Consider the following 14,376-nt stretch of genomic DNA (forward strand, 5'->3'; position numbering starts at 1 on the left):
AACACCCACCTTCTGTGGGAGCGGCTTCAGCCGCGATGCTTTTTTGTCGTTACTGAAAACGGTGATTTCAGATCACGCCAAATCGCGGCGAGCGCCGCTTCTACGGAGCCTTAGCGCTCAGGCGAATTTCGCCAGGTTGGCACCCAACTCGCGCTCCATTTCCCCGTCCGTTTGCCCGCCGTTTTCCATCATCCATTGCACCCGCTCCAGTGTCGCTGGTGCATTCATGTCGGCGCCGAAGCGTTGCGATTCTTCTACCAGCGCCGCCTCCGGTGCAGCGCTCACCTGTTCGACCACCGCTTTGATATGGGCAATGCCCGCCGCTGGAAAACTGGCGATGCGTTGCGCCAGCGCTTCGCAATGGGCGCTGAGGTTCGCGTCGGGAACGGCGCGGTTGATCCAGCCGTAGCGCTCGGCCATGTCAGCGTCGAAGTCGGCGCCGCCCAGGCAAATTTCCAAAGCGCGGCCACGTCCGACCAGTTGCGTTAACCGCACCGTGCCGCCTGCGCCTGGCAGCAAGCCGACGGCCACTTCTGGCTGGCCCAACAGGGCGTGCTCGCGTGAGGCAAAGCGCATGTCCAGCGCCAACAAAAATTCACTGCCGGCGCCGCGCGCACGGCCGCGCAGTTCGCCGATGGTCACTTGCGGCAGGCGGCTAAAGCGCGTGAACAGGGCGCTGAGCAAACTGGCCTGGCCTTCGGGCAGCGGCGGCGCTGGCTGATTAAGTTGGCTGCCGAGGTCAAAGTGGGCGATGAAGAATTCCGGGTTGGCGCTGCGAAACAGCACGACGCGGGTGGCTTTATCGGCTTCCAGGCTTTTCGCCAGTTTCAGCAGGTCGATGATCACCTCGCGGTCCATCAGGTTGATGGGCGGGTGATCAAATTCGATGGTGGCCACGCCGTTGGCATCGTGGCGGGTGAGGGTGCGGTAGTCGCTCATGCTGGTCTCCTTGTGGATCTCAGCAGAGTGGCGCGGCGTCGGGGCGCGGCTCAAGGACTATCCAGTTGGGTGATGCAGGGCATAACGGCAGCGGGTCCCTGTGGGAGCGGCAGGGCGGCACTCCGATTGGCCGCGATGCTTTTCGAGAGCATCGCGGCTAAAGCCGCTCCCACAGGGTTATGCGGTTACTGCAGGTTCTCTCGCAAATTGGCCACTTCGCCCGCCGTTACAGCCGGCGCGGCGTTGCCCCAAGTGTTGCGCACGTAAGTCAGCACGTCAGCGACGTTTTCGTCCGTGAGGTTCCAGGCGAACGCCGGCATGGCGGGCCCGGTCGGTGCGGCTTCGGTGCTACCGGCACGGCTGCCGGCCAGTACCACGCGAATCAGCGAGGTCGGGTCGGTGCTGTTAACCAATGGCGCGGCGGCCAGTTTCGGGAACAGGGTTTTGATGCCCTCTCCGTTCGGCACGTGGCAGGCGGAGCAGCGGTCGGCGTACAACGCTTTACCCGCTACCATCGCCGGGTCATCGGCCGCTACCGGCTGCGGCGCCGGTGACGGTTTCTGCCCATCTTTGAGGTACACCGCTACCGCCATCAGGTCTTCATCGGTCCAGTGCTGAGTCGAGTTTTCCACGGCCTCGGCCATCGGCCCGGAGGCGATGTCGAAGCGGTTGGCGCCGGTTTTCAGGTACTCGACGATGTCCTCGTTGCTCCACTTACCCATACCGCTGTGCGGGTTGGAGGTGATGTCCGGCGCGATCCAGCCCTGCAAATCGCCACCGGCGAGGAACTGGTCATTGTCGTCACCGCCGATGATGTTTTTCGGCGTGTGGCAGGTGCCACAGTGACCAAGACCTTCCACCAGATACGCGCCTCGGTTCCACTGCGGCGTTTTTTCTGCGTTGGGCACGAACTCACCGGCGGTGAAGTTCAGCCAGTTCCAGCCAATGAGGCTGGTGCGCACGTTGAAGGGGAAGGGCAGTTGGTTGGTTTCAACCGGGTTGTTCACCGGCTCCAACGTCTGCAGGTACGCCCATAGGGCGCGGTTGTCTTCGCGCGTGACCTTGGTGTACGCGGTAAAGGGCATGGCGCCGTACAGGCGTTTGCCGCCGCGGCTGTGGCCTTCGGACATCACGGCCTGGAAGTCGTCGAAATTCCAATGGCCCAGGCCGGTTTCCCGGTCGGGCGTGATATTGGCGCCGACCAGTTTGCCAAACGGCGTTTCAATGGCCACGCCACCGGAAAACGCCGGTTTGCCGGGCACGGTGTGGCAGGCAGTGCAGTCGCCCAGCACGGCCAGGTAGCGGCCTTTTTCCACCATGTTGTACGAGTCGGCGCCAGAAGCTGCGTGAACGCTGAGGCTCAGGCCGAACAGGGCAAAGGCGCCCAGGGAAATGAAAGTTTTCATACGCTGATCATCTCCCCGGGGCGTTTTAGGTACAGGCGGCGAATGGCGTCCGCCGCTTTGAAGGCCAGCGCGCCCACGGTGCCGGTGGGGTTGTAGCCGGGGTTCTGCGGGAAGGCAGACGAGCCGACCACAAACAGGTTGGGCACGCCCCACACTTGCAGGTGTTTGTTGACCGAGCTGTTCTTCGGGTCGGCGCCCATGATGAAACCACCGACGATGTGCGACGACTGGTACGAGGTGTTCGACCACGGCCCTTTCCTCGGTGCCGGTACGAATTCTCGCGGGTTCATGGCCTTGGCAATTTCCACGACTTTGTTGGTGCAGTACTGCGCCATCTTCAGGTCGTTTTCAGGGAAGTCGAAGGTGATGCGCAGCAGCGGCCGGCCGTGCGGGTCGGTGTAGTTCGGGTCCAGCGACAAGTAGTTATTGCGCGTGGTGTAGCTGCTGGCCTCGCAGCCGATGGACATGCTGCTCAGGTAGTTTTCCACCGTGGCTTTTTTCCACTTCCCGCCCCAGTTCGGAGTGCCCGGCGGCACGGGTCGGGAGTCGATGGGCGGGGCGCCAATCGGGGTGACGCGCGTACTGCCGCCCCCGACGAAGCCAAGCCCGGAGTGGTCGAAGTTGTCGTTGTTGAATTCGTCGATGCCCATGCCGATAGCGCCGCCGCCGATAAACGGGTTGAAGTTCTTGTCGTTGAAGAACATGCGCACGCTGTTGGCGGTCTGGTAGGCGAAATTGCGGCCGGTGGTGCCGGTGTTGGCGATGGGGTTGTAGGGTTCGCCGATGCCTGAAAGCAGCATGAGCCGCACGTTTTCGAAGATGAACGCGGCGATCACCACAATCTCGGCCGGCTGTTCCCACTCTTCGCCGCTGGAGTCGACATAAATGATGCCGGTGGCGCGGGTGCCGGTGCTGTCCATCACCACCTTGAGCACTTCGGAATTGGTTTTGGCGGTGAAGTTGGGCTTGCGAATCAGCGCTGGCAGCACGTTGACGATGGCGCTGGCCTTGGAATAGTTGGCGCAGCCGTAGTTGGTGCAGAAGCCGCAGAACGTGCACGGCCCCATGGTGACGCCCAACTGGTTGGTGTAAGCCTGCGAGGCCAGCGCCGAGGGCACCGGGAAGGGCTTGTAACCGAGGTTTTTCGCGGTTTCAGCGAATAGCGTCGGCGCGTAGGTTTGCGCGGTGGGCGGGTTCGGGTATTCCTTGGAGCGGGCCCCTTCGAATGGGTTGCCGCCGTCAACGATGGTGCCATTGAGGTTGCCGGCCTTGCCAGACACACCAGCCAACCGCTCGAAGGCGTCGTAGTGCGGCTCCATTTCTTCCCACGTGGTGCCCCAGTCTTGCAGGGTCAGCTCTGCGGGAACTTCCTTGCCGTAGCGTTCTTTCAAATGGCTGGCCAGGCGGAACTCTTCAGGCTGGAAGCGAAAGGTGATGCCGGCCCAGTGGTTGCCGGCGCCGCCGGTGCCGTTGCCGGGGTGGAACGAGCCCCACACACGCATGGGCAGCGCGGTTTCCGATTCTTTATTGCGCATCGTGCAAGTGTTTTGCTTGGTGCGCAGCATCAGCTCCTGGCGGCGGCTGTAGCGCAATTCGTCGGTGGCGTGGGCCAGGTTGAAATCGCTGGCGGTGTCGCGCCACGGGCCGCGTTCAAAACCGATGACGTTGAGGCCGGTGTCCGCCAGTTCGTTCGCGATAATTGAGCCAGCCCAGCCGAGGCCGACAACCACCACATCGGTGGAAGGAAGTTTTTTAGCCATGATGAGTTAACCCTTTTTATTCCAGGCGGAGCTGCCGATGATCGAGAGCGGCGTGAGGTTCAGCTTCTGGTTATGCATGCCCACGTAGTCGCGGTAGTCGTAGCGCGCGCCGGGGAAGCCGATCATTTTCCAAGCCACCATGTCGCGGTTGCCGCCGTAGATTGGGTCGGCAAAAAAGCCTTCCATGGTGTTATCCAGCACTTGCTGGAAGAACGCTTTGGCTTCGATGCCTTCGAGCGTGATGGTGCCTTTTTCCAGGTCGACCAGCACCTTGTCGCGCTGCTCCGGTGGCAGCTCGCTGAATTTTTTCTGGAAGGTGGCCTGGCAATATTTGTTCAGCCCGGCCAGGCCGAGGCGATAACGCTCGCGTGGCACCAAGGGCGACTGGTCGGCCTGTGCGGGCGTGCCGGGGGTAAACGGGCCTTGCATATATAAGCGGCCGAAGTCGCCGTAGTCGCTCATCATCTGGCGGTCCATGAACACCACACAGCCGGCTTCTTTACCGCTGACGCTCAGTTCGTCAGCAGGAATCAGCTGCTCAACGATGGCCTCAAGCTCAACCACTTCCTCTGCCGTAAAAAATTGCCAACCCGGACTGTCATAGTGCAGCGGGCCGTTGTGGTCGAAGGGCAGCCATTTGGGCGTGCCGATCACGGTGGCCGCCTGGGCGGTTGCGGCGGCGCCAATGGCCAGGGAGGTGGCGGAAGTTTTCAACAACTGCCGGCGGGTGAAGCCTTTGGATTGCTCAGTCATGCAGGGCTCCTGACGCAGCGCGCGCCTCGGGTGCTGGGTTACAGCTTGGTAGAGGCGGGCCTGCCGTTATCAGTTCACGGGTTTTTTGCGAGCCTGGCCGTAGGGTCAGACGAGCGAAGCGAGGGTGCGAAAGGTGGCCGTTTACGGCCCCGGATGCGGATTAACGGCAGGGCGTTATCCGCGGTCGTCTTGTCCGCGCGGATTTTTAGACTACGGTTCATTACAAATTGTTGCAGGTTTTATCCGCGTAAATATCTGTTGCGGCTGGGGTAACAATCCGCGTGCTAGACGCATTCCGACATTGTGTCCGCAGCTTCAAGGCGAGCCGCTTGAGCGGCCAGCAGCCCGGCGTAGAACAGCTGCACGGTTGCGCCGTACAAAGCGCTGGGCAGCAGATCGCCGGCGAAGTGATTGCAGTCACCGTTGGGCAAGGCCAGCACGGGACTGTGTTTTTTGTTGGTTAATAAAAGGAAGCTCGATTGGTGGGCGAAATCGAGCACCACGCACTTTCCGGTCCACCCGGTGTGCGCCACGGCGTTGCCAGCGGCCGGCAGCAGCACGCCATAAGTTAGCTGCGTGCTGGCTGTTGGCACCTGGAAACCCAGTGCGTATGTGGCGTCGGCATTTAGCGTTTGGGTGAACGACTGCACCGTTTGCGCCGAGCACAGGCGGTAATCGCCCAGGCTGCCGCCGTTGAGCAGCAGTTGGCTCAATACGCTGAGGTCGGCTGCGGTGGAAAACAGTCCTGCATGACCAGAGACTTGGCCCATGGCGTAATAGGCCATTTCGTCATGCACCTCGCCCTGCAGCGTGTAGGTGCGAATGTTGGGAAACCAGACGTGCCCATCACGGGTATTACCGCAGCGCTCCGTGGCTTCGAAGCGGTTTCGGTCGATGCCGCGTTCGCGCATTTTGTAGCCGGTGTCATCTAAGCCCAGCGGCGCATAGATGTGTTCGTGAACGTACGCGTCTTGCCGAACGCCCGTGACGGTTTCGATGATCAAACCCAGCATGGCAAAGCCGACGTCGCTGTAGAGCGTCACGCTATCGGGCTCATGCCGCAGCGGCACCAGGGGCAGCAGCCAGCATGTTTGCGTTCGGCTCTGAGAGTAAAACGCGACGGGCACTTGCTTGGGGTCGTAAAAATGAAAGGACGAGGGCAGGCCCGATCGATGCTGCAGCAAATGCCGCACCGTAACCTTTGCTTTGCTGCCGCCAGCGAAGGTCGGCAGGTAATGCGAAACAGGGGCGTCGATGCTCACCGCGCCTACGTCCACCAAGTGCATCAGCGCCAGCGTGGTGGAAAAGATTTTGGTCAGGGAGGCGAGGTCGAACAGGGTATCGGCGCGCATGGGCTCGGGTGTCGGCATTAGTGCCGTTTCGTTGTAGCGCCGCTGTTGACCGTGCGCCTCGAACAGCACTGGTCGGCCCTTGCAATGGGCGGCGATCACCGCGCCGGGTAAACCGTTGGCGACGGAAAAGCGCAGCTCATTTTGAATTTTTTCCCGCCAGCTAGCGGGGTAATCGGCGTTGACAGTCATGGGCGAGGCGCTCCGTCGGCAGTGGGAAACCAGTCAACCATAGGGGCCGAGCGCTATTTAAGCTGACGCATCCGGCCGTTCCTGGTGCCTTTTCCGAAGACTGCCCTTGCTGTATCGGACGCCGTTGTGTGCCTTCTCGGTGGTGACGAACGTCTGCCGGTATCGCTGGGGATTTGTAGTCCTTTTCGGGCACAATAGCCGCCATTCCGATCAATAACGTTGCAAGAGGATCGACCGTGTATAACGTCGTCATCAGCGGTACCGGCCTATTTACCCCGGAAAACAGCATTTCGAACGATGAGCTGGTGGAGTCCTTTAATACGTACGTGCGGCAATTCAACGCCGACAACGCTGCCGCCATTGAACGCGGTGAAGTCGAGGCGCTGAGCGAGTCCAGCAGCGCTTTCATCGAAAAAGCCTCCGGCATCAAAAGCCGCTTTGTAATGAACAAAGAAGGCATTCTCGACCCGCAACGCATGACCCCACGTCTGCCGGAACGCTCCAACGAAGAGTGGGGCATTCTTTGCCAAATGGGCGTGGCGGCGGCTGAGCAAGCCTTGCAACGCGCCGGCAAAACGGCGGCGGACGTCGACGGTGTAATCGTCGCCTGCTCGAACCTGGAACGCGCCTACCCGGCCGTGGCCATTGAAGTGCAAGCCGCGCTGGGCATCACCGGTTTCGCCTACGACATGAACGTGGCGTGTTCCTCTGCCACCTTCGGCATTCAGGCAGCCACGCAGAACATTCAACTGGGCCAAGCCCGCGCGATTCTCGTGGTAAGCCCGGAAATCTGCACCGGTCACCTGAACTTCCGCGACCGCGACAGCCACTTCATCTTTGGCGATGCCGCCACCGCCGTGCTGGTGGAACGTGCCGATCTGGCTACTTCGGCCTACCAGTTCGACGTCGTCAGCACCAAGCTGCTGACTCAGTTCTCCAACAACATCCGCAACAACTTCGGCTTCCTCAACCGCGCGGCGGAAGAGGGCATCGGCCAGCGCGACAAACTCTTCGTGCAGGAAGGCCGCAAGGTATTCCGTGACGTGTGCCCGATGGTGGCCGAGCTGGTGGGCGAGCACTTGGCCGCCAACGACATTCAGGTGTCTGACGTGAAACGCTTCTGGCTGCACCAAGCCAACCTGAGCATGAACCTGCTGATCACCAAAAAGCTGCTGGGCCGCGACGCCTTGCCGGACGAAGCGCCGGTGATTCTCGACACCTACGCCAACACCAGTTCGGCCGGCTCGGTTATCGCCTTTCACAAAAATCAGGACGACCTGCCAAGCGGCACCCTGGGTGTGCTCAGCTCGTTCGGCGCCGGTTACTCCATTGGCAGCGTGATTCTGCGTAAGCATTGATGAGCGCGCCGCCCGACGCGCAGTTACTGCCACGCCTGCTGGCCGGCGACCAACTGGCCTTTCGCGAGTTGGTCGCCAGCTATCAGAGCGCGATGCGCGCGGTGGCCTATGCCATTGTCGGCAGCCGCAATGCCGATGAAGTGGTGCAAGACGCCTGGCTGGCGGTGGTGCGCAATCTGGCTGGTTTTCAGGGCCGCTCCAGCCTGAAAACCTGGCTGCTGACCATCACCGCCAACACCGCCAAAACCCGCCTGAAACACAACCGCCGCGAAGTGCTGCTGGACGATATTCCATCGCCCCACGGCAGCATCGACGACAGCCGTTTCGCCGAAGACGGCCACTGGCTACTGGCGCCGCACAACTGGCATCAGGATTCGCCGGAGGCGTTGCTCACCGAAGACGAGCTGCGCGAATGCCTGGAGAAAACCTTGGCGAGTCTGTCGGATTTGCAAGGCAGCGTGCTCAACCTGCGCGAACGGCAGGGCTTGGAGTTGGAGGAGATTTGTAATCTTCTCGACATCTCGCTCTCCAATGCAAGGGTGCTGTTGCATCGCGCACGGCTCAAGGTGTTTGCCACCCTGGAGCATTTCGAGGAGACGGGGCATTGCTGACGTGTAAAGAACTGGTCGCCCATTCGAGTGATTTTCTCGACGGGCAATTGCGCCTGCGCTCACGCATTGCCGTGCGCCTGCACTTGGCCAGCTGCACCAATTGCCGTCGGTTTATCCGGCAGATGCGCCTTACCCGAGTGGTATTGCGCGACCTGCCAGAGGCGCCGATTCCTGACCTCGACGGCCTGGCACAACGCTTGGCCGAGCTGCAAAGAAACGGTCAGTAGACCTTCTATTTATACGGTGGCGAAGCGATCTTCCAGGTACTGCATGATCGCCTTGGATTCATACATCCACGTGGTGCCGCCGTTTTCTTCGATACGCAAGCACGGCACTTTGATCGCGCCGCCACCGGCCAATAGCGCTTGGCGGTGTTGCTCATTGTTCTTGGCGTCGCGCAGCTCAACCGGCAGATTCAGGCGGTGCATGGTGCGGCGGGTGCGTACGCAAAACGGGCACGCCTGGAACTGATACAGCGCCATGCCTGAGGTGGCCTGGGCGACTTGGGCTTGCGCCTCGGGCGTGCGCTTTTGTTTGCGCGGGCGGGTTATGAAGTCGATGAACACAATGAGCTGGCCCAAGCCAACCCGTAACGCTTTGATAAGCACCAGAACACCCTCAACGGCTGAAAATTCGAGGGCGGAGCTTACCTGAATGCGTGCGCCCTGGCCTTAGCCGGAGCGCATTTAGCCGCGCCGCCGATCAGGCGTGGGCTTCGCCGAAAAAGCGTTTGAACGAGCGCGATAGCCAGCCGCCGCTGTGTTTGTTGTTCACCAGGGCGTTGATGTTGTTCTTCACCGTCTGGGCGTAGGCCTTGTCGTCGTTGCGGATGTGGTTGAACAGCCAGCGTGACAACAGGTTGATCAGCTCCTGCGTCACGTCTTCGCCAGCGCGAAAACGCAAATTGAACTCGCTCACCCGGTCGGTAAAGATTTCATGCACGCGTTTATGGGGGCGGGTGAAGGCGTAACCGGCTTCTTCCAGCAGCGCTTCCTCAAAGGCGAAATGCGAAAGGGTGTAGTCCACCAATTCGCTGAGCACCTCGCCGACTTCTTCGCGGCTGTGGTTGTTTTCGTCGGCGTGAATCAGCTGGTTGATCATGGCGACGATTCGTTTGTGCTGATCGTCGATGATCTGAATGCCGGTGTTGAGGTCTTCCTGCCAGACTAAATAAGCCATGCGATTGCGTCCTTAGCGTGCTGCTCGACGGCGTGCGAGCGGATGCGCCAAGGCTAGTGAGCGGCTTTAGGACGGGGCCTGACTTACATCAAGGTCGATTATGTTTGTAGGAGTTTTCCTAGAGATTTGCGAAGAGCCGCGCGCGTACACACCGTCGCACGGCGAATTCGAGGCACAAAAAAACCGGCACAGTGGCCGGTTTTTTTCGTATGGCGTGGCTTAGCGAATCAAGCCCATGAACTCGCTCCGGGTGGCGGCGTTCTGGCGGAATTCGCCGAGCATTACCGACGTCACCATCGACGAATTCTGCTTCTCGACACCGCGCATCATCATGCACATGTGCTGCGCTTCGATCACCACTGCGACGCCCAAGGCGCCGGTGACGGTCTGCACCGCTTCAGCGATCTGGCGGCTGAGGTTTTCCTGAATTTGCAGGCGGCGGGCGTACATGTCGACGATGCGCGCCACTTTCGACAAGCCCAACACTTTGCCGCTAGGAATGTAGGCGACGTGGGCTTTGCCAATGAACGGCAGCAGGTGGTGTTCGCACAGCGAGTACAGCTCGATGTTTTTCACCAACACCATTTCGCTGTTGTCGGAGCTGAACAGGGCACCGTTGGTGACTTCTTCCAAGGTCTGTTCATAACCGCGGCAAAGATACTGCATGGCTTTGGCGGCACGCTTGGGCGTGTCGAGCAGGCCTTCGCGGGAAACGTCCTCACCCAATTGGCTGAGGATCGCGGTGTAATTCTGTTCCAGAGACATGATCTACCTGTAAGGCATGGGGGCAGTAAGCAGAAGACGCAGGGTAGGGCGCGGCACTGCCGCTTGCAAGCACTCCATGAGAAGCGTCCTACTCGTCGCGGCCATCCATCATGGTGCGTTTGAGCAGCACGTAAATAGCGCCGGTGCCGCCGTGTTTTGCCAGGCACGAGGTAAAGCCGAGCACGCCCGGGTGTTGGCGCAGCCAGGTGTTGACGTGGCTTTTGATCATCGGCCGCTTGCCATCCATGCGCACCGCTTTGCCGTGGGTGACCCGTACGCAGCGGATTTCCAGCTTGTTGGCTTCGGCAAGGAATTCCCACAGCGTGTCGCGGGCCTTCTCGACGTTCATGCCGTGCAGGTCGAGGCTGCCTTCGAAGCTGATCTGGCCCAGCTTGAGTTTGCGCATCTGGCCGTCTTGCACGCCGTCGCGCGCCCAGTACAGCGGGTCTTCGGCGCCGACGTCGATAACGAACTGGTCAGACAAACCATCAACACGAGTAACGCCTTCGGAAATGGTCGCGGCCTGGCGCAGGGCCTGCACACGGGCGCGGTCCGCTTTGGGTTTACCGGTTTCGGCACGGTCGTGCTGGAGAGGTTTGATGCCGCGAGTTTCGTTTTTGAAGAGGGAAAAGTCGTCGTCTTGCATGGGAGGTCTCCGCGAATGGGCCGAGTTTACCCATCCGTTCGCCACTTGGGGCGAACAACCCCCCGGCGAATCAGTCGTGTTTTTTCATCAAATGCGGAGCCAGTGCCAGATCGCTTGGACGACGAAGACGGCGGCGGCAGCGGCGCCAGGCGGCAATGCCGAGCCAGAGCAACACCAAGCCAAAGACCAGAATCACGGTGGCGCTGCCGGGCGTGTCGTTCAAGCCGCCCAAGGCCGGTGGCCGACCCAGCAGCGTGGCGGCGCCGGCCATAGCCAGCAAAATTCCGAGCACGGCGAACAGCGCCGAAAGGGCGGCCGCGAAGCGCCAGCGCCAGCTTCCGGGGCCGCGTGGGCGAAGGCGTCGGGCATCGAAACCATCAGACAATTTCATTCCGCTTTCCTTTCAGGGTGTCGGCGGTATGACCGGTGCACGGGGTCGAGGTTCACTCACCGGGCCGTCGGAAGTCGGCGGGCGCCCGGTTTGGCGTGGGAAACAGGCTTAGATTAAAGCCTTGGCGTGGCTGACCAGCGCGGCGAAGTTGTCCGCCAGAATGGCCATTTCAGTGCGGTGCACCTCGGCGGCACTGATCACGCCCTCGCCGTACGGCAGGTCGCGCGTGGCACAGGCGCTGTCGACCAGGGTGCAGCGGTAACCGTAATCTTTGCAGGCGCGCACAGTGGTGCTGATGCTGGAATGGGTCATGAAGCCGCAAATAATCAGATCCAGACGGCCAATGGCTTCCAGGCGACCGTGCAGGTCAGTGCCCGAAAAGGCATTTGGCAGGCGTTTTTCCACCACGGTTTCATTCGGAAGCGGCGCCAATTCGGGCATGAATCTTCCGCGTGGGCCTTGCGGATCGAGAAAGCCGCCGGGAACCCCCAGGTGCTTTACATGAACGATCGGCGTGCCATTGGCGCGGGCGGTTTCGAGCAGGCTGGCGATCTCCGCAATGGCGGCGTCCAGGCCGGGCAAGGGCATGGCGCCGCTGCGGTATTCCTCTTGCGCATCGATAATCAGCAGGCAGGCATTACTCAAACTGGCCGGCGGATAACTGCGGCCGGTGAGCTGGAGTAAGGTTTGCGGTTGGGACATGTCGTGGCTCCTGACAGACGCGAATGGGCGTCATTGTCACCCCACAGGCGGTGCGTGTGAACCATTTACTTGTACGTCTGTGCTATGGGCCGATTTTGCGCCGCGTGCGCCGATGGCAAGAAAGCGACCGAGCCGCCAGCGCCTTCGGCTAAACTGCCGGCCTCGACTTTGGAGATGCCGCTGTGACCGTTTCGACCTCCCGTTTGCGTACCCTGCGTGACCACATTCGCTGGGCTGTCAGCCGCTTTCATGCCGAAGAACTGTTCTTCGGCCATGGCACCGACAACGCCTGGGACGACGCGCGGCAATTGGTGCTCGGCGCCGTGCACCTGCCGTGGGAAGTGGCCGACGCCTACCTCGACTGCCGCCTCGAAGACGACGAGCGCGACTACCTGCATACCCTGCTCAAACAACGCATCGAAGAGCGCGTTCCCACTGCTTACCTGCTGGGCGAAGCCTGGTTCTGTGGCCTGCCATTTGTAGTGGATGAGCGCGTGCTGATTCCGCGCTCGCCGATTGCCGAGCTGATTCAACAGCGCTTCAACCCCTGGCTGGCCGCCACGCCGGCACGCATTCTCGACCTGTGCACCGGCTCGGGCTGCATCGGCATTGCCTGCGCGTATGAATTCACCGGAGCTGAAGTGGTGTTGGCGGATCTGTCGTTCGAGGCGCTGGAAGTGGCGAACCAGAACATTGAGCGTCATGGCCTAGAAGAGCGTGTTTTCACCGTGCAAGGCGACGGCTTTGCCGGTTTGCCGGCGCAGCGTTTTGACCTGATCGTTTCCAACCCGCCCTATGTCGATGCCGAAGACTTCGCCGACATGCCCGCCGAATACCACCACGAACCGGAGCTTGGCCTGGCCTGCGGCGACGACGGCCTGGACCTGGTGCGCCGCATGCTCGCCGAAGCGGCTGACCATTTGACCGAGCAGGGTTTACTGGTCGTGGAAGTCGGCAACAGCCAGGTGCACGTGGAAGCGCTGTACCCGGAAGTGGACTTCACCTGGGCCGAGTTCACCAACGGTGGGCATGGCGTGTTTTTGCTGACGGCTGAGCAGTGCCGGCGGCATCAGGGGTTGTTTGCAGAGCGGGTTTGAAGTCCGCCTCTAACGCCTTGCGCAGTTTCGGACTTTTCCCCTCGCCCGCTTGCGGGAGCGGGTGCCCGAAGGGCGGGAGAGGGGCTTTTGTCTGAGACCGAGCGCGCCGCGGCCCTCACCCCCAGCGCCTCTCCCGCAAGCGGGCGAGGGGAGCTCTATCGCAACATCGTTTAAGCCCCACGCGGTTCTGAACATTTCCCCTCTCCCGCTTGCGGGAGAGGGTGCCCGAAGGGCGGGAGAGGGGCTTTTAGCTGAGACCGGGTCCGCCGCTGCCCTCACCCCCAGCCCCTCTCCCGCATGCGGGAGAGGGGAGCAGAGCCGTTGAGTTTGTTTTGGCCGTTGAGTTTGTTACCGAGACGCCATCCAAATAAACAACCCCGCCTGAAACACACAAAACGCCACCAGACACGCAATGGTGAACCGCTGCGTGCCTTCTTCGCGGCGCAGGCTGTCGATGCGCTGCTGTTGTTTCAGCAGTTTGACGTCCTGCTCGCGCAGGCTGTGGTCGGCGTGTTCGAGCATCGCGGCGGCGTCCATCAGTTCGATGCTTTGCACCTTTTCCTTGTTCCAGTCGCCACGCAGCGAGCTCACGCGCGACGCGGAGTAGGTGGCTTTGGCTTGCTGGGCATCGGCGTAGTCGATGTCGAAGCCCTGGGCTTTGAGGAAATGGTCGCGGCGTAAACGGGCATCTTCGCTGAGCACGTCTTTTATCCCCAACGCACCGCCTTCCACGGTGTAGTGCGCGCACCGCTGTTGGGCCCAGGCGATGCCTTGGGCTAGCAGGAAACGGCCAAGGCCTCGGTTGATCGGCTCCAGGCGCATGCCTTTGTCCGGGCCGAAGCGCACTTCTTTAAGCCGGTGGTCAATCCACACTTCCAGCACGTTGTCGCCCTTGCGGGTCATGATGCCGGGCAGGTTGATGGTCAGGCGCAGAAAACTCAGGTCGGGACTGTGGCGGGCCAGGCGCCCCAGTTGCACAAAGCGCAACGGGCGGCTGCCGGTGTAGCGGTCGGCGGGCAGGGGCGCCAAGCGCAGCAGGCGCAGCTGGTCGTCGGGCAGGGCGTTCCACGGGTGCGGAAGCGCCGCATTGACTTCGCTGACGGCGGTTTCTTCGGAGGGCGTTTCCTCGGAAAGCGGCGCGGGTTGTTCGATGTCGGTGTCTGCCATGCGCGTGGTCCAAAGCCGTGGTTGCGGTACGCAGAAGCGTACTCGTCTGGGTTTCTATCGG

The 14,376-nt window shown here is 61.3% G+C and carries 16 protein-coding genes; 4 read left to right on the forward strand and 12 right to left on the reverse strand.

Features of this window, described 5'->3' with window-relative positions; genetic code table 11:
* Window positions 1-117: 117 nt before the first annotated feature.
* The 5 genes from ACZZZU_RS21780 to ACZZZU_RS21800 all read right to left on the reverse strand — a co-directional run bounded on the left by ACZZZU_RS21780 (window position 118) and on the right by ACZZZU_RS21800 (window position 6,399).
* Window positions 118-939 carry an enoyl-CoA hydratase/isomerase family protein gene (locus ACZZZU_RS21780; protein ID WP_463551783.1) on the reverse strand — a complete coding sequence of 274 codons (822 nt, stop codon included), beginning with the start codon at window positions 937-939 and terminating at the stop codon, window positions 118-120.
* Between the two features lie 185 nt (window positions 940-1,124).
* Window positions 1,125-2,345 (reverse strand): c-type cytochrome, encoded by a 1,221-nt coding sequence (locus ACZZZU_RS21785; protein ID WP_463551784.1) that lies wholly within the window; start codon window positions 2,343-2,345, stop codon window positions 1,125-1,127.
* Window positions 2,342-4,105 (reverse strand): GMC family oxidoreductase, encoded by a 1,764-nt coding sequence (locus ACZZZU_RS21790; protein ID WP_463551785.1) that lies wholly within the window; start codon window positions 4,103-4,105, stop codon window positions 2,342-2,344. Before ACZZZU_RS21790 ends, ACZZZU_RS21785 begins: the two co-directional genes overlap by 4 nt.
* Window positions 4,106-4,111: 6 nt before the next feature.
* Complete coding sequence (locus tag ACZZZU_RS21795; RefSeq protein ID WP_463551786.1) at window positions 4,112-4,858, reverse strand: gluconate 2-dehydrogenase subunit 3 family protein; 747 nt, start codon at window positions 4,856-4,858, stop codon at window positions 4,112-4,114.
* Between the two features lie 284 nt (window positions 4,859-5,142).
* Entirely contained in the window at window positions 5,143-6,399 is a 1,257-nt protein-coding gene (locus ACZZZU_RS21800; protein ID WP_463551787.1) for a serine hydrolase, read from the reverse strand.
* Between the two features lie 236 nt (window positions 6,400-6,635).
* On the opposite strand from ACZZZU_RS21800, the gene ACZZZU_RS21805 reads away from it, so the two are divergent.
* From ACZZZU_RS21805 to ACZZZU_RS21815, 3 genes are read left to right on the forward strand one after another with little or no spacing between them, the layout of a single operon-like run.
* Window positions 6,636-7,757 (forward strand): beta-ketoacyl-ACP synthase III, encoded by a 1,122-nt coding sequence (locus ACZZZU_RS21805; RefSeq protein ID WP_122496704.1) that lies wholly within the window; start codon window positions 6,636-6,638, stop codon window positions 7,755-7,757.
* The gene (locus tag ACZZZU_RS21810; RefSeq protein WP_463551788.1) at window positions 7,757-8,368 is read left to right on the forward strand and encodes an RNA polymerase sigma factor; all 612 of its coding nucleotides are present in this window, start codon (window positions 7,757-7,759) and stop codon (window positions 8,366-8,368) included. Before ACZZZU_RS21805 ends, ACZZZU_RS21810 begins: the two co-directional genes overlap by 1 nt.
* Window positions 8,362-8,595, forward strand: coding sequence for an anti-sigma factor family protein (locus tag ACZZZU_RS21815; RefSeq protein ID WP_463551789.1), 234 nt, complete (start codon window positions 8,362-8,364; stop codon window positions 8,593-8,595). The genes ACZZZU_RS21810 and ACZZZU_RS21815 overlap by 7 nt, the downstream gene beginning before the upstream one ends.
* 9 nt (window positions 8,596-8,604) lie before the next feature.
* Here ACZZZU_RS21815 and ACZZZU_RS21820 read toward each other — a convergent pair whose 3' ends face one another.
* The 6 genes from ACZZZU_RS21820 to ACZZZU_RS21845 form a co-directional block, all read right to left on the reverse strand.
* Entirely contained in the window at window positions 8,605-8,976 is a 372-nt protein-coding gene (locus tag ACZZZU_RS21820; protein ID WP_122496713.1) for a glutathione S-transferase N-terminal domain-containing protein, read from the reverse strand.
* A gap of 94 nt (window positions 8,977-9,070) precedes the next feature.
* A complete protein-coding gene (locus ACZZZU_RS21825; RefSeq protein ID WP_122496715.1) occupies window positions 9,071-9,547 on the reverse strand; it encodes a bacteriohemerythrin in 477 nt (158 codons plus the stop codon).
* Between the two features lie 219 nt (window positions 9,548-9,766).
* A complete protein-coding gene (gene folE / locus ACZZZU_RS21830; protein WP_122451324.1) occupies window positions 9,767-10,312 on the reverse strand; it encodes a GTP cyclohydrolase I FolE in 546 nt (181 codons plus the stop codon).
* An 88-nt stretch (window positions 10,313-10,400) separates the two neighbouring features.
* Window positions 10,401-10,958, reverse strand: a complete 558-nt coding sequence (locus ACZZZU_RS21835) for a Smr/MutS family protein (protein ID WP_463551790.1) — start codon at window positions 10,956-10,958, stop codon at window positions 10,401-10,403.
* 70 nt (window positions 10,959-11,028) lie between these two features.
* Entirely contained in the window at window positions 11,029-11,349 is a 321-nt protein-coding gene (locus tag ACZZZU_RS21840) for a hypothetical protein (protein WP_122496719.1), read from the reverse strand.
* Window positions 11,350-11,457: 108 nt separating this feature from the next.
* The gene (locus ACZZZU_RS21845) at window positions 11,458-12,051 is read right to left on the reverse strand and encodes a cysteine hydrolase family protein (protein ID WP_122496721.1); all 594 of its coding nucleotides are present in this window, start codon (window positions 12,049-12,051) and stop codon (window positions 11,458-11,460) included.
* Between the two features lie 182 nt (window positions 12,052-12,233).
* Here ACZZZU_RS21845 and prmB point away from each other — a divergent pair, with 182 nt between their 5' ends.
* Complete coding sequence (gene prmB, locus ACZZZU_RS21850) at window positions 12,234-13,148, forward strand: 50S ribosomal protein L3 N(5)-glutamine methyltransferase (RefSeq protein WP_463551791.1); 915 nt, start codon at window positions 12,234-12,236, stop codon at window positions 13,146-13,148.
* A gap of 348 nt (window positions 13,149-13,496) precedes the next feature.
* Here the strand turns inward: prmB and ACZZZU_RS21855 are convergent, their stop codons facing one another.
* Window positions 13,497-14,315, reverse strand: a complete 819-nt coding sequence (locus ACZZZU_RS21855) for a hypothetical protein (protein WP_463551792.1) — start codon at window positions 14,313-14,315, stop codon at window positions 13,497-13,499.
* Between the last annotated feature and the right edge of the window lie 61 nt (window positions 14,316-14,376).

The sequence above is a fragment of the Pseudomonas sp. AC136 genome, assembly GCF_979258585.1.

Excerpts from the sequence above, each read along its gene's own strand:
- ACZZZU_RS21780 (WP_463551783.1), bottom strand. The coding sequence starts at position 939 with ATGAGCGACTACCGCACCCTCACCCGCCACGATGCCAACGGCGTGGCC.
- ACZZZU_RS21785 (WP_463551784.1), bottom strand. The coding sequence starts at position 2,345 with ATGAAAACTTTCATTTCCCTGGGCGCCTTTGCCCTGTTCGGCCTGAGC.
- ACZZZU_RS21790 (WP_463551785.1), bottom strand. The coding sequence starts at position 4,105 with ATGGCTAAAAAACTTCCTTCCACCGATGTGGTGGTTGTCGGCCTCGGC.
- ACZZZU_RS21795 (WP_463551786.1), bottom strand. The coding sequence starts at position 4,858 with ATGACTGAGCAATCCAAAGGCTTCACCCGCCGGCAGTTGTTGAAAACT.
- ACZZZU_RS21800 (WP_463551787.1), bottom strand. The coding sequence starts at position 6,399 with ATGACTGTCAACGCCGATTACCCCGCTAGCTGGCGGGAAAAAATTCAA.
- ACZZZU_RS21810 (WP_463551788.1), top strand. The coding sequence starts at position 7,757 with ATGAGCGCGCCGCCCGACGCGCAGTTACTGCCACGCCTGCTGGCCGGC.
- ACZZZU_RS21825 (WP_122496715.1), bottom strand. The coding sequence starts at position 9,547 with ATGGCTTATTTAGTCTGGCAGGAAGACCTCAACACCGGCATTCAGATC.
- folE (WP_122451324.1), bottom strand. The coding sequence starts at position 10,312 with ATGTCTCTGGAACAGAATTACACCGCGATCCTCAGCCAATTGGGTGAG.
- ACZZZU_RS21835 (WP_463551790.1), bottom strand. The coding sequence starts at position 10,958 with ATGCAAGACGACGACTTTTCCCTCTTCAAAAACGAAACTCGCGGCATC.
- ACZZZU_RS21840 (WP_122496719.1), bottom strand. The coding sequence starts at position 11,349 with ATGAAATTGTCTGATGGTTTCGATGCCCGACGCCTTCGCCCACGCGGC.
- ACZZZU_RS21845 (WP_122496721.1), bottom strand. The coding sequence starts at position 12,051 with ATGTCCCAACCGCAAACCTTACTCCAGCTCACCGGCCGCAGTTATCCG.
- ACZZZU_RS21855 (WP_463551792.1), bottom strand. The coding sequence starts at position 14,315 with ATGGCAGACACCGACATCGAACAACCCGCGCCGCTTTCCGAGGAAACG.